Here is a 13030-nt window from a genome sequence, read left to right on the forward strand (position 1 = left end):
CCGTAGCGGGGCAGTTGCGACCGGCCCGCGACGGACCCGCTCCGTCGCGGGCCTTCTCATTTGTGGGGCAAGATAGAGCGCATGCAATTCAAGGATTACTACGAGATCCTCGGGGTCAAGCCCGATGCGAAGGACGCCGAGATCAAGTCGGCGTACCGGCGGCTCGCCCGCAAGTACCACCCGGACGTCAGCAAGGAGGCCGACGCGGAAGAGAAGTTCAAGTCGGTCAACGAGGCCTACGAGGCGCTCAAAGATGCCGAGCGCCGCGCCGCCTACGACCAGTTGCGCGCCGGCGGCTATCGCGCCGGCGACGAATTCCGGCCGCCGCCGAACTGGCAGCAGCACGGCGACTTCGATCCGTCCGGTTTCGAGGGCGCCGGCTTCAGCGACTTCTTCGAATCGCTGTTCGGCGGCCGCATGGGCGGCGGGCCGCGCAGCGCCGCGCGCCGCGGCCGCGACCTGCACGCGCAGATCGCGATCGACCTGGAGACCGCCGTGCGCGGCGGCCGCGAGCGCATCACGCTGCGCGACGGCCTCCAGGGCGAGCGCACGCTCGAGGTCAAGATTCCGGCCGGCATCCAGCCGGGCCAGCAGATCCGGCTGGGCCGCCAGGGCAGTCCGGGCCAGAACGGCGGCCCGCCCGGCGACCTGCTGCTCGAGATCGGCCTGCGCAGCGACGGCCGGTTCCGTCTCGAAGGCCGCAACGTCGTGCACACGCTGGCGCTGACGCCGTGGGAGGCCGCGCTCGGCGCGACGATCCCGGTGCCGACGCTCGACGGCCAGGTCGAGCTGCGCGTGCCGCCCGGCTCGGACTCCGGACGCAAGCTGCGCCTGCGTGGCCGCGGCTGGCCCGGCGATCCGCCCGGCGACCAGATCGTCGTGCTCGAGGTGCATGCACCGCCGGCCGAGACCGACGAGCAGCGCGCGCTGTACGAGCGCCTGGCCGAGGCGTTTGCGGCATTCAAGCCGCGCGGCTGAGGCCGTTGCGGAGCGGTCGCGGCGTCCCGGGCCGCCGCGGTGAGCCGATAGCGCGCGCCCCGCGATGCGCCGGAACGGACAGGCTCGCGCTGCGGCCTGAGCGGTCGCGCGCTGCCGTCGATCTCAGTGGTCGAGCGCCGCGAACGCCTCGCGCGTGAGGTTCTCAGGAGCGCCGTCGGTGCAGACCACGTCGTCCTCGATGCGGATGCCGCCGTAGCGGCGGAACGCGTCGACACGCGCCCAGTCGATGTCGCGGGCTTCCGGCCGCGTCTTCAGCTCGGCCAGCAGCAGGTCGATGAAGTAGAGCCCCGGCTCGATCGTCGTGACCATGCCGGGCGCCAGCGTGCGCGTCAGGCGCAGATACGGATGGCCGGCCGGCTTGGCGATCGCCGCGCCGGCCTCGTCGGCGGCGAAGCCGGCGACGTCGTGCACCTGCAGGCCGATGCCGTGACCGAGGCCGTGCGGGAAGAAGACCCCGGTCACGCCGGCCTCGACCGCCGCCTCGGCGCTCATCCGTACGAAGCCATGATCGCGCAGGATGCCGCCGAGCACGTGGTGCGCGTGCAGGTGCAGCTGCGGATAGCTCTGGCCGGGCCGCACCTTCGCGCAGAAGCCGCGCTGCGCCGCGTCGACCGCGTCGATCAGGGCCTGGAACTCGCCGTCGCGCTCGGCCGCCCAGGTCCGCGTGATGTCGCTGGCATAGCCATGGAAGCTCGCGCCGGCGTCGATCAGGAACGCATGCGGGCGGGTCGGCGGCACGCGGTCCAGGTCGGTGTAGTGCAGCACCGCGGCGTGCTCGTTCAGCGCGATGATGTTGCCGTACGGCAGCTCGTGCTCGGCGAGCTGGGTCGCGGCCAGATAGGCGCAATGGATCGCGAACTCCGAGGCGCCGTCGCGGAATGCCGCCTCGGCCGCGCGGTGTCCGCGGGCGCCGAGCCGGCTCGCCACGCGCATCAGCGCCAGCTCGTACGGCGTCTTGTAGGCGCGGTGGTAGTGCAGGTAGTCGATGACCGCCTGCGGATTGTTCGGCGCGAAGCCGTCCAGCGCCGCGTTCGGCTCGCCGATGATCGCGCAGCGTGCCGGATCGGCCGGCAGCAACGCGCGCGCCTGCGCCGGCTCGCGGATGATCGTGATGTCGAACGCGTCGACCCAGTAGCCGGCCGGCGCCTCCGGCACGACGTGCCAGTAGTCGCGCGGCTGCAGGTAGATCAGACGCGGCCGGCGCCCCGGCGTGTAGACCAGCCAGGAGCCCGGCGCGCGCGTGACCGGCAGCCAGTGCTTGAAATGCGGGTTGACGGCGAACGGATAGTCGCGGTCGTCGAGGAACTGATAGTGCGCCATGCCGGCCGGCACGACCAGATGGTCGAAGCCGCCGCGCTCGAGCGCCCGGTCGCTCCGCGCCTGCAGCGTCGCCAGATGGGCCGGGTACAGCGTATTGAGGTCGGTCGAGGGATCGGACATGGCGGGGCTGCGTGCGAGGGAACGCCCGATTGTGCCGCCTGCGCGGCCGTCGCGGCCAGTCCGCGAGGCCGCAGCGCGCCGCCGGCGTCAGCAGCGCGTGGGCCGGCGGCGGCGCCTCGCCGCGGCGGTCGCAAGGCTGCGCCGGCGGACCGGTGTACGGTTCAGGCCGGCCGCGCGCCGCTGCGCGTGGCCAGCGTCGCGACCGGACTCAGCGTGATCCGGAAGCAGGCGCCGCCGCCGGCCACCGGCACGTACTCGAGCGTGGCCTGGCTCGACTCGGTCATCTGCTTGGCCAGGTACAGGCCCAGGCCCGTGCCGAACTCGTGCGTCGTGTAGAACGGCTCGAAGATCTGCGCGGCCACGCGCGGCGGGATGCCCGGTCCGCGGTCGATGACCTCGATCAGCGGCGGTCCGCGATCGGTCGCCAGCCGCGCGACGACGGCCACGCGCGCCGGTTCGCTCGGCTGGCGGCCGTAGCGCAGCGCGTTCTGCACGAGGTTCCAGACCACCTGCTGCAGATGCTGCGGATCGACCATCGCCTCGATGCGCCGGTTCTGCGTGATCGCGCGCAGCTGGTCGGCGCCGAGGTCGTTGCCTTGGCGGTAGTCGTCGACGAAGGCCAGCACCCAGGCGTTGACGTCGATGCTCTCGGGCCGCGAGCGCTCGCGCCGCGACAGCTGCAGGATGTTCTCGACGACGTCGTTGGCGCGCGTGCAGTGGTTGTTGATGATCTCGACCAGGCGCGCGTCCTCCTCGTTGAGCTCCGGCGACTCGGCCAGCAGCTGCGCCGAGTAGCGGATCGCCGCCAGCGGATTGCGGATCTCGTGCGCGATCGAGGCCGACAGCCGGCCCAGCGAGGTCAGCGTCAGCTCCTCGGCGCGGCGCGACAGCAGCGAGGTGTCGTCGAGGAAGATCAGCACGTGGCTGTCGTCGTTCGGCGCCAGCCGCGTGAAGCGCGGGATCACCTCGGGCACGTCGGCGGCCAGCGCGACCGCGCTCTGGTCGGTGCGGCCGGACGTGCGCCAGTGGTAGAGCCGCCGCGACAGCTCGGCCGCGACGCTGCCCAGATCGCGCTCGCTCGGCGCCGGCGTGCCGATCAGGCGCCAGGCCGATTCGTTGATGCGCAGGATCCGGTTGGCGTCGTCGACCAGCAGCACGCCGGTCTTCATGCGCTGGATGATCAGGTCGTTGATCTGCTCGAGGTTCAGCAGGTCCGCGCCGCGCTGCTCGGCCAGGGCCTCGGTTTCGCGCACGTGCCGGCCGAGATAGTGGCCTAGCAGGGCCAGCGCCAGATAAGCCACGCCGAACAGCGCCGCCTCGGTGCCGGTGCGTCCGCGCGTGATGCCGAGGGTGTCGGTCAGGATCGGCGGCACGATGATGCCGAGCGCGGCCAGCGCGGCCAGCACCAGCGACTGGCGCAGCGGCAGCAGCAGCGCGGCGGCGCCGACGTTGACGATCAGCAGGATCGGCACCGCGGTGCTGGCGCCGACCAGCGACACGTGGACCAGCGAGGCGGCCAGGATGTCCAGGCACAGTGCCGTGCCGATCCAGAAGCCCGGCTTGGCGTACATGCGCGAGGTGGCGGCCAGCAGCGCCAGCGACAGCGTGATGTAGCCCAGCACGACCGCCTGGCCGAGCCGCGGATGGGTCACCTGGACCCAGTCGACCGCGATCGGGCTGAACACCAGGCCGGCGAACACGAACGCCTCGAAGACCCGGTAGAGGTTGAAGAAGTACAGCTCGCGCCGCGTCGTTTCGCCCATCGAGATCATCTGTCCCCGCGCCCGGCGGCGCGCCGTCGGCTTCCCGCGGCGAGTATAGGCGCGCGCGGCGATCGAACGATCGTTTTGATTTCGAGGCGCGGTTTGCCCACAATACGCGCCCGCTCCGCGGCCGTTTTTCTGAATCTTCGGCCCGCCGGCCCCGGCGTCTCCCTCGCTTCCCGCCTCCGCGGCGGTGGCGTCGACCCGTGTCGTCCACTCCCCCTTTTCAGGTGCATGCATGAATTTCCACGAGTATCAGGCCAAGGAGCTGTTCGCCCAGTACGGCATCCCGGTTCCGGCCGGCAAGGTCGCGTCCACGCCCGATGAGGCCGTCGCTGCCGCGCAGGCGCTCGGCGCCGGTCCCTGGATGGTCAAGGCGCAGATCCACGCCGGCGGCCGCGGCAAGGCCGGCGGCGTCAAGTTCTGCAAGACCGTCGATGACGTCCGCAACGCCGCCGCCGGCATGCTCGGCACGGCGATGGAGACCTACCAGTCCGGCGGCCGCGCGCTGCCGGTCAACCTGGTGCTGGTGACCGAGGCCGGCGACATCGCCAAGGAGCTTTATCTGTCGGTGCTGGTCGACCGCGGCAGCAAGACGATCTCGTTCATCGCCTCGGCCCAGGGCGGCGTCGACATCGAGCAGGTCGCGCGCGACACGCCCGAGGACATCCACACGATCGAGGTCGACTTCGTCGAGGGCATCCAGCCGTACCACGCGCGCCGCCTCGCGTTCGACATGGGCCTGAACGTCAAGCAGGCCGGCCAGCTGACCAAGATCATGACCGGCCTGTACCGGCTGTTCAACGACAAGGACCTGGCCCTGGTCGAGCTGAACCCGCTGGCGATCCTCGCCGACGGCTCGCTGGCCGCGCTCGACGGCAAGGTCAACTCCGACGACAACGCCGAGTTCCGCCACCCCGATCTGGCCGCGATGCGCGACGAGAGCCAGGAGGACGCCGCCGAGGCCGCCGCGGTCAGGCACAACCTCAACTACGTGACGATGGACGGCAACATCGGCTGCATGGTCAACGGCGCGGGCCTGGCGATGGCGACGATGGACGTGATCAAGCTGGCCGGCGCCGAGCCCGCCAACTTCCTCGACGTCGGCGGCGGCGCGACTAAGGAGCGCGTGACCGAGGCGTTCAAGCTGATCCTGTCCTCGGACAAGGTCGAGGCGATCCTCGTCAACATCTTCGGCGGCATCGTCCGCTGCGACCTGATCGCCGAGGGCATCATCGCCGCGGTCAAGGAAGTGGGCCTGACGATCCCGGTGATCGCACGCCTGGAAGGCACCAACGTGGAGAAGGGGCGCGAGCTGCTTTCCAATTCCGGCCTGAAGATCACGCCGGCCACCGATCTCAATGACGCCGCGCAGAAGGCGGTAGCCGCGGTCAAGGCCGCCTGAGCGAGGACGAATCGATGAGCGTTTTGATCGACAAGAACACCAAGGTCATCACCCAGGGCTTCACCGGCCAGCAGGGCACGTTCCACTCCGTCCAGGCGCTGGAGTACGGCACCAAGCTGGTCGGCGGCGTGACGCCGGGCAAGGGCGGCACCACCCATATCGAGCTGCCGGTCTTCGACACGGTCTCCGACGCGGTCGCCGAGACCGGCGCCGACGCGACGATGATCTTCGTGCCGCCGCCGTTCGCGGCCGACGCGATCCTCGAGGCCGCCGACGCCGGCATCCGCGTGATCGTCGCGATCACCGAGGGCATTCCGGTACTGGACATGCTGCGCGTCAAGAACGTGCTCAAGAAGTACCCGGACACCGTGCTGATCGGCCCGAACTGCCCGGGCGTGATCACGCCCGGCGAGTGCAAGATCGGCATCATGCCCGGCCACATCCACCGGCCCGGCAAGGTCGGCATCGTGTCGCGCTCGGGCACGCTGACCTACGAGGCGGTGTTCCAGACCACCAACGAGGGCCTCGGCCAGTCGACCTGCATCGGCATCGGCGGCGACCCGATCAACGGCCTGAACTTCATCGACTGCCTGAAGCTGTTCCAGGACGACCCGCAGACCGAGGGCATCATCATGGTCGGCGAGATCGGCGGCAGCGCCGAGGAAGAGGCGGCCGAGTTCATCAGCGAGTACGTGACCAAGCCGGTCGTCGCGTTCATCGCCGGCGCCTCGGCGCCGGCCGGCAAGCGCATGGGCCATGCCGGCGCGATCATCTCCGGCGGCAAGGGCACGGCCGCGGCCAAGTTCGAGGCGCTCGAGAAGGCCGGCGTGACGACCGTCAAGTCGCCGGCCGACCTCGGCAAGACGCTGGCCGGCAAGCTCTGAAGGCACGCCGCCGGCGCATCCTCGCGATGCGCCGGCGATACGACCCGCCGCATACCGGGTGCTGCCCGGCGTGCGGCGGGTTTTGTTTTGGCGCTGTCCCTGGCGAGACCGGCCGGGCCGCTCCCGCCGCGGCGTGCGCCGCGGCATCGCCGGCCGGCCGGACCTGGGCGCTGCGCTTCACCGCAAGCCGATTCCAGGCCCCATCGGCACGCGTCTGGGCGGCGCCGGCCGCCGCCTGGGCACGCCATGGGCGCCGTCCGCGGCCCGACACCGGGCACGGCGCCGGCCGACGACGGCGGCCGCGTTAAGCTGTAGCCTTGACGGCGTCACGTCGCCGACGAAGCGACCGTCCGTCCGAGACCGTTCCGGCAGCACCCGATGACCTCGATTCCGGTTATGCCTTCCGATCCCGCGCCGCGGCGCGCGCCGATCCCGCGCATTTCCGGCTATCGCATCGTCAGCCAGCTCGGACGCGGCGGCATGGCGGTGGTCTATCTGGCGGTGCAGGAGTCGCTCGACCGCCAGGTCGCGATCAAGATCATGCGTCCGTCGAGCACGCTCGACGAGGCGCAGGCCGTGCGCTTCGAGAACGAGGCGCGCGTGATCGCCAAGCTCGAGCATCCGGGCATCGTCGGCATCCACGAGGTCGGCCGCACGCTCGATGGCGACCTGTACTACGTGATGCCGTACCTGGCCAGCGGCGATCTCGGCCAGCGCGACTACCGCAACGACGAGGACGGCCTGATCGCGCTGCTGCGCGTGCTGCTCGGCGCGCTCGACTATGCGCATGCGCGCGGCATCGTGCACCGCGACGTCAAGGCCGAGAACGTCCTGTTCGACAACGCCGACCGGCCGCAGCTGGCCGATTTCGGCATCGCGCTGTCGCGCCGCAGCGGCGAGCCGCGCGTGACCAGCGACGGCTTCGCGCTCGGCAGCAGTGCGCACATGAGTCCCGAGCAGGCGCGCGGCGGCCCCGTCGACGGCCGCGCCGATCTGTACAGCCTCGGCGTGCTGACCTACGAGCTGCTGACCGGCGAGCTGCCGTTCCGCTGCGCCGATGCGCTCGGCCTGGCGCTGATGCACGCCCAGGATCCGGTGCCGCGGCTGCCGGCCGACAAGGCGCACTGGCAGGGTTTCGTCGACCGCGCGCTGGCCAAGCGGCCCGAGCAGCGCCATCGCAACGCGCAGGCGATGCTGAGGGCGCTCGAGCGCGTCGAGCGGCGCCTGCATCCGCAACCGTTCCGGTACGTCTGGCGCGGCGGCGCGGCATGGCGGCGGCCGCTGCTGCTGATCGCGTTCGGCGCCGCGCTGATCGTCGTGCCGGGACTGGTGTTCGCGCCGCTGCTGGCACCGCCCGCCATCGAGGCGACGGCCGTGCCGACGCCGAGCGCGCCGCCGGATGCCGATGCGATCGGCGCAGCCGCCGGTGCCGCCACCGTCGTTGCCGGCGTGGATGCCTACGAGGCAGCGCTCGAGCGCGCGCGCCGCCAGCTCGCAGCCGGCCAGCTGCTGCTGCCGGCCGGCGCCAATGCCGCGCAGACCTATCTGGATCTGCTGACCGCCGATCCCGAGAACAGCGAAGCGAAGGCCGGCCTCGAAACCGTACTGGCCGCGCTCAGCGTGCCGCTGGCCGAGCGCGCACGCAGCGGCGATCTCGACGGCGCGCGCGAGCGCTACCGGCAGGCCGTGCTGCTCGCCGACCAGGCGCGGCTGCGCGAGGCGCCGGCGTTCCGCGCGCTGCAGCTGCAGGCGCGGCAGGCGATGCTGTCGCGCGCCGAATCGGAGGTGCGCGCCTACGAGCGTGCCGGCGCCCTGGCCTGGCTCGAGCTCGCGCGCGAAGCCGGCGCCGACGGCGAGCGCTGGGATGCGCTGCAGCGGCGTGCGGCCGCGCTGCTGCAGGCCGGCGCGATCGCACGCGACCGCGGCGGTCCGGCGCTGGCCTTCGTGCCGCGCCGTGCCGGTGCGTCGGTGCTGCCGGCGCCGCTGCTGATGATGCGCGAAGAGGTCAGCCGCGCCGACTACGCGCGCTTCGCGGATGCGACCGGACGCAAGGCGACGCGCTGCCGCAGCCGGCTCTCGCCGCTGCGCCTGCTCGACCGGCGCGATTGGCGCGATCCGGGCTTCGTGCAGGGCGAGGCCGAGCCGGCGGTCTGCCTCAGTGCCGACGACGCCGACGCCTATGCGCGCTGGCTGAGTGCGCAGACCGGCAAGACCTATCGGCTGCCGACGCGCGCCGAATGGCGCCATGCCTGGCAGGCGGCCCCGCCGCCGCCGTGCGCCGGTGCTGCCTGCGCGACGCGGCGCGGCACCGCGCCGGCCGGCAGCCGGGCGGCCAGCGCGCTCGGTCTCAACGACCTGGCCGGCAATGCCGCCGAATGGACCGCCGACTGCGCCGGCGTCGACGCCACCAGCGCGGTCTGCGAGCGGCGCATCGTCGCCGGGACCTCGTGGCGCGACGCGCCGGGCGACGCCGAACCGCCGCTGCGCGAGCTTGCGCCCGATCGCGGCTACGACGACGTCGGTTTTCGGCTGGTGCGCGACTTGCAGTGACTGCTTTTCTATTTTTCTTTGCTAGCTATCAATTGATTGGCTAAAGATGACATGAGCATTAAGATCATCTTTTCGTCAAGATTGGCTGCCACCGCAAGCGCAATTTCATATTTCTCTTTCTGGCTCAGTCGGGTGCTGGAGTTCCAGATTTCCCAGGGCTTTTGCTTTAGCAATACGTGGGACAGGAGATTTTTAACCTCTGATTGGTCGAGGATAAGTTCTTGATGTCCGTAATTCGTCGCGCTGATATTCACACGTATGCCGCCCCGTTGTACGGGGAGGGTGGTGAATATATTGTCTGAAAAGATTATGCTTGCTGGTATTTTTGTATGATCTCTTCGTCTGTGTGGAAAATATTTAAGCCATTGTTTCGTTACGAAGGCCATCTTTAAATCTCTGGGTGATTTAGATGCCCCGAAAAGATAACACGCTCTGAGTTTTGGTCTCAGCATGCCCCCAACTGAGCGGCAACCTTACTAATCCATCTCGGCCGCGAACAGCTGATCGTTCTCCCAGGCGCCGACGTCGCAGGTTCCCCAGCGATCGGGCTTGAGCTCGTCGCGGCAGCGCGGCCGCAGGTCGCGATCGCGATACTCCGGATTGGCGTTGAGCGTGTCGCAGACGTCGGTCAGCGGCGCGTCGAAGCGCGGCTGCCAGTCGCGGCGGCCCGGCGCGATGAAGATCCGCTCGTACGGGCGGTCGGTATAGGTCGGCCGCGCGATGATGCCGTTGGCAGTGAAGCCGGCGGTCACGCCTGCGACCACGCAGTCGGCGCCCCATTCGTTGTACATCGTCACGCCGCCATCGAAGACGGCCGAGCTGAACAGCTGCAGGCTGGTGCCCTGCATGCCGACGACATCGATGGCCGGACGCAGGCTGCCCTCGGTGGTCAGGCGCTGATTGCCGACGAACGTGGAGAACGTCAGGCGCAGGTCCGGCGCTGCGCTCGGCAAGGTGAAGCGCGTGCGGATCAGCGCACCGGTCTGGCCGGGCCGGTCGTAGGAGCGATTACCGGTGAACACGGTGCCCTCGGTGTGCACGAGGCCGGCGCCGTCGACGAGGATCGCCGAGCCGTCCTGCGCGCGGTTGTCGCGCAGCAGGGTCTGGATCAGATACGCGCGCGAATCGCCGTAGACGGCCACTGCGCCGCCGTTGGCGCCGGTGGTGATGCCGTCGGCGACCTGGTTGTCGCCGATCCGCGTGCAGTCGCGGTCGCGCGGGCAGTACCAGCCGAACGCGTTCATCGATTCGCGCATCATCGTCAGCACGGCACCGTTGGCGACCGTGATGCCGCCGCCGCTGAACTCGGCGCGGTTGCCGTCGACGATCAGCTCGCGCGCCTCCATCGTCGTGCCGGCGCCGGACAGATAGAGGCCGCCGCCGGTGGTGGCGGCGCGGTTGTTCTCGATCCGCGCGCCGGTGACGTCCTTGCGCGACGGCCACAGGTCGATGTTCGGGTTGCCGACCGCGATGAAGCTGCCCGGCAGGGTCGCGATGCCGCCGCCGGCGCCGCCGGCGAGATTCTCGTCGATGCGCACCTCGTGGGCCGCGATGAACAGATTGCCGCCCCACAGGCTGATGCCGCCACCGCTGCCGGCCGCGGTGTTGGCATGGATGCGCGTGCCGGGATTGAGCGTCACGCCGAGGCCGCCGGCCGGGCTGCCGGCGCGCTCGGCATGCAGGCCGCCGCCGGCCTGGCCGCGGTTGCCGGTGATCTCGCTGCGGTCCAGCGACAGCGCGACGTGCGCATTGGTCGAGGTTCGCAGGCGCACGCCGCCGCCGTTGACCTCGTCGCGGCCGCCGCCGCGGATGCGCAGGTTGCTGAGGCGCACCTCGTAGTTGCCGGCGGTGGAGGGCTCCACGCTGACGACCGGATCATGACCGTTGCCGACCAGGTCGGCGAACGGTTGCGCCTCGTCGACGTCGAGGTCGCAGCTGGCGTAGCCGCCCTCGATCAGCACCGACTGCGCGCCGACCAGCAGCGCCTGTCCGGTGTAGGCCGCGTTGTTGACGACCATGACGTAGTCGAGCTCCGGGCCGTTGCCGGCGGCGGCGTTGAGCGCGGCCTGGATCGAGGCGTACTGGCAGCGCGACTGGCCGTCGACCTCGCCGACGATGAAATACTCGGCGGCCTGCGCCGGTGCGCACAGGCAGGCCGCCAGAGAAAGCGCGAGGCGCGCCGGGCCGTTCAGGGTGGCGGTGGGCGTGGTCATGGCAGGTTCCGCGTTTGGCTGGGACACAGCCTGATACGCAGTTCGGCAGCGCAAGCCCGAAGCGGCACGGCGGTATCATGGCCGCTTCCGTCTCTCGAACGCATTCGCATGGCCTCGCTCCGCATCGCTCTTGCCCAGTTCGATTTCCCGGTCGGCGCGGTTGCCGCGAACGCGGCGCGCATTGCCGATCTGATCGCCGAGGCGCGCGACCGCCATCACGCCGATCTGGTCGTGTTTCCGGAACTCGCGCTCAGCGGCTATCCGCCCGAGGATCTGCTGCTGCGGCCCGGCTTCCTCGCCGAATGCGAGCGCGCGATCGGCGCCGTCGCCGCGGCCGCGCAGGGCATCGTCGCGGTGGTCGGCTGGCCGCAGACGGCCGGATCGGTGGTCTACAACGCCGCCAGCGTGCTGCGCGACGGCCGTATCGAGACGACCTACCGCAAGCGCGAACTGCCCAACTATGCAGTGTTCGACGAGCGACGCTATTTCGACGTCGATCCGGACGGCGGCGCCTGCGTCGTCGAAGTCGGCGGCATCGCGGTCGGTGTCGTGATCTGCGAAGACCTGTGGTTCGCCGAGCCGCTGGCGTCGACCGCGCAGGCCGGCGCGCAGCTGGTCCTCGTGCCGAACGCCTCGCCGTTCGAGCGCGACAAGCACGCCCAGCGCGACGCGCTGCTGGCCACGCGCGTCGCCGAGACCGGCGTGGCACTGGCGTATCTGAACGTCGTCGGCGGCCAGGACGCGGTGGTCTTCGACGGGGCTTCGGTGCTCGCCGACGGCGACGGCCGCATCCATCCGGCCGCGCCCGCGTTCGAGTCGCTGTGGCTGGTCGCCGACTACGAGGCCGCCTCGCGCCGCTTCACGCCGGTGCTGTGGCCGGCCGACGCCGACGAGAGCCGCGACGCGCTGGCCTGGCGCGCGATCGTGCGCGGCACGCGCGACTACTGCGTCAAGAACGGATTCCGCAGCGCCTGGATCGGCCTGTCCGGCGGCATCGACTCGGCCCTGGTGCTCGCGGTCGCGGTCGACGCGCTCGGCGCCGAGAACGTCACCGCGGTGCGGCTGCCGTCGCGCTATACGTCCGGGCAGAGCAACGATCTGGCCGAGCAGCAGGCGCGCGCCCAGGGCGTGCGACTGGAAACCGTGCCGATCGCCGCGCCGTTCGAAGGGTTCCTGCAGGCGCTCGGCCCGCTGTTCGAAGGCCGCGAGGCCGATCTGACCGAGGAGAACCTGCAGTCGCGCTGCCGCGGCGCGCTGCTGATGGCGCTGTCGAACAAGTTCGGCGGCCTGCTGCTGACGACCGGCAACAAGAGCGAGTACGCGGTCGGCTACGCGACGATCTACGGCGACATGTGCGGCGGCTACGCGCCGATCAAGGACCTGTACAAGACCGAGGTGTTCGCGCTGGCGCGCTGGCGCAACGCCGCCGGTGCCGCGCCGGTGATCCCGCAGGCGGTGATCGACCGGCCGCCGTCGGCCGAGCTGCGCGACAACCAGACCGACCAGGACTCGCTGCCGCCGTACGACATCCTCGACGCAATCCTGTTCCGCACCGTCGACCAGGAGCAGTCGCGTGCCGAGATCGTCGCGGAGGGCTTCGATCCGGCGACGGTCGACCACGTGCTGCGCCTGGTCCGCATCAACGAATGGAAGCGCCACCAGGCCGCACCGGGCCCGAAGATCTCGCGGCGCGCATTCGGCCGCGAGCGGCGCTATCCGATCACCTCGGGCTGGCGCGAGCCGGGCTGACGCCGCGCGGCCCCGCAGGTCGAAGCG

At 70.6% G+C, this 13030-nt stretch carries 9 protein-coding genes; 5 read left to right on the top strand and 4 right to left on the bottom strand.

The features are described 5' to 3' along the window. The first annotated feature begins 81 nt into the window (after positions 1-81). Positions 82-978 carry a DnaJ C-terminal domain-containing protein gene (locus VMR06_RS06615; protein WP_325374343.1) on the top strand — a complete coding sequence of 299 codons (897 nt, stop codon included), beginning with the start codon at positions 82-84 and terminating at the stop codon, positions 976-978. Between the two features lie 123 nt (positions 979-1101). Here the strand turns inward: VMR06_RS06615 and pepQ are convergent, their stop codons facing one another. Then, positions 1102-2439 carry a Xaa-Pro dipeptidase gene (pepQ, locus tag VMR06_RS06620; RefSeq protein WP_325374347.1) on the bottom strand — a complete coding sequence of 446 codons (1338 nt, stop codon included), beginning with the start codon at positions 2437-2439 and terminating at the stop codon, positions 1102-1104. A gap of 161 nt (positions 2440-2600) precedes the next feature. Further along, the gene (locus VMR06_RS06625) at positions 2601-4202 is read right to left on the bottom strand and encodes a sensor histidine kinase (protein ID WP_325374349.1); all 1602 of its coding nucleotides are present in this window, start codon (positions 4200-4202) and stop codon (positions 2601-2603) included. 238 nt (positions 4203-4440) lie between these two features. On the opposite strand from VMR06_RS06625, the gene sucC reads away from it, so the two are divergent. The 3 genes from sucC to VMR06_RS06640 all read left to right on the top strand — a co-directional run bounded on the left by sucC (position 4441) and on the right by VMR06_RS06640 (position 9041). Continuing rightward, entirely contained in the window at positions 4441-5607 is a 1167-nt protein-coding gene (gene sucC, locus VMR06_RS06630) for an ADP-forming succinate--CoA ligase subunit beta (RefSeq protein ID WP_325374351.1), read from the top strand. Between the two features lie 14 nt (positions 5608-5621). Beyond that, positions 5622-6491 (top strand): succinate--CoA ligase subunit alpha, encoded by an 870-nt coding sequence (gene sucD, locus VMR06_RS06635; protein ID WP_325374355.1) that lies wholly within the window; start codon positions 5622-5624, stop codon positions 6489-6491. A 396-nt stretch (positions 6492-6887) separates the two neighbouring features. Then, positions 6888-9041: a protein kinase domain-containing protein gene (locus VMR06_RS06640; RefSeq protein WP_325374357.1), complete on the top strand. Its 2154-nt coding sequence runs from the start codon at positions 6888-6890 to the stop codon at positions 9039-9041. An 8-nt stretch (positions 9042-9049) separates the two neighbouring features. On the opposite strand, the gene VMR06_RS06645 is transcribed toward VMR06_RS06640, so the two are convergent. Beyond that, positions 9050-9427 (bottom strand): hypothetical protein, encoded by a 378-nt coding sequence (locus VMR06_RS06645; RefSeq protein ID WP_325374359.1) that lies wholly within the window; start codon positions 9425-9427, stop codon positions 9050-9052. Positions 9428-9517: 90 nt separating this feature from the next. Beyond that, positions 9518-11254, bottom strand: a complete 1737-nt coding sequence (locus VMR06_RS06650; RefSeq protein ID WP_325374361.1) for a hypothetical protein — start codon at positions 11252-11254, stop codon at positions 9518-9520. Between the two features lie 108 nt (positions 11255-11362). Here VMR06_RS06650 and VMR06_RS06655 point away from each other — a divergent pair, with 108 nt between their 5' ends. Beyond that, positions 11363-13003 carry an NAD+ synthase gene (locus tag VMR06_RS06655; protein ID WP_325374363.1) on the top strand — a complete coding sequence of 547 codons (1641 nt, stop codon included), beginning with the start codon at positions 11363-11365 and terminating at the stop codon, positions 13001-13003. Positions 13004-13030: the final 27 nt, after the last annotated feature.

This window comes from Dokdonella sp., from assembly GCF_035511235.1.
Taxonomy (GTDB): Bacteria; Pseudomonadota; Gammaproteobacteria; order Xanthomonadales; family Rhodanobacteraceae; genus Dokdonella.

Coding starts and splice junctions, on each gene's coding strand:
- VMR06_RS06640 (WP_325374357.1), top strand. CDS start 6,888: ATGCCTTCCGATCCCGCGCCGCGGCGCGCGCCGATCCCGCGCATTTCC.
- VMR06_RS06655 (WP_325374363.1), top strand. CDS start 11,363: ATGGCCTCGCTCCGCATCGCTCTTGCCCAGTTCGATTTCCCGGTCGGC.
- VMR06_RS06645 (WP_325374359.1), bottom strand. CDS start 9,427: ATGGCCTTCGTAACGAAACAATGGCTTAAATATTTTCCACACAGACGA.
- VMR06_RS06615 (WP_325374343.1), top strand. CDS start 82: ATGCAATTCAAGGATTACTACGAGATCCTCGGGGTCAAGCCCGATGCG.
- VMR06_RS06650 (WP_325374361.1), bottom strand. CDS start 11,254: ATGACCACGCCCACCGCCACCCTGAACGGCCCGGCGCGCCTCGCGCTT.
- VMR06_RS06625 (WP_325374349.1), bottom strand. CDS start 4,202: ATGGGCGAAACGACGCGGCGCGAGCTGTACTTCTTCAACCTCTACCGG.
- sucC (WP_325374351.1), top strand. CDS start 4,441: ATGAATTTCCACGAGTATCAGGCCAAGGAGCTGTTCGCCCAGTACGGC.
- sucD (WP_325374355.1), top strand. CDS start 5,622: ATGAGCGTTTTGATCGACAAGAACACCAAGGTCATCACCCAGGGCTTC.
- pepQ (WP_325374347.1), bottom strand. CDS start 2,439: ATGTCCGATCCCTCGACCGACCTCAATACGCTGTACCCGGCCCATCTG.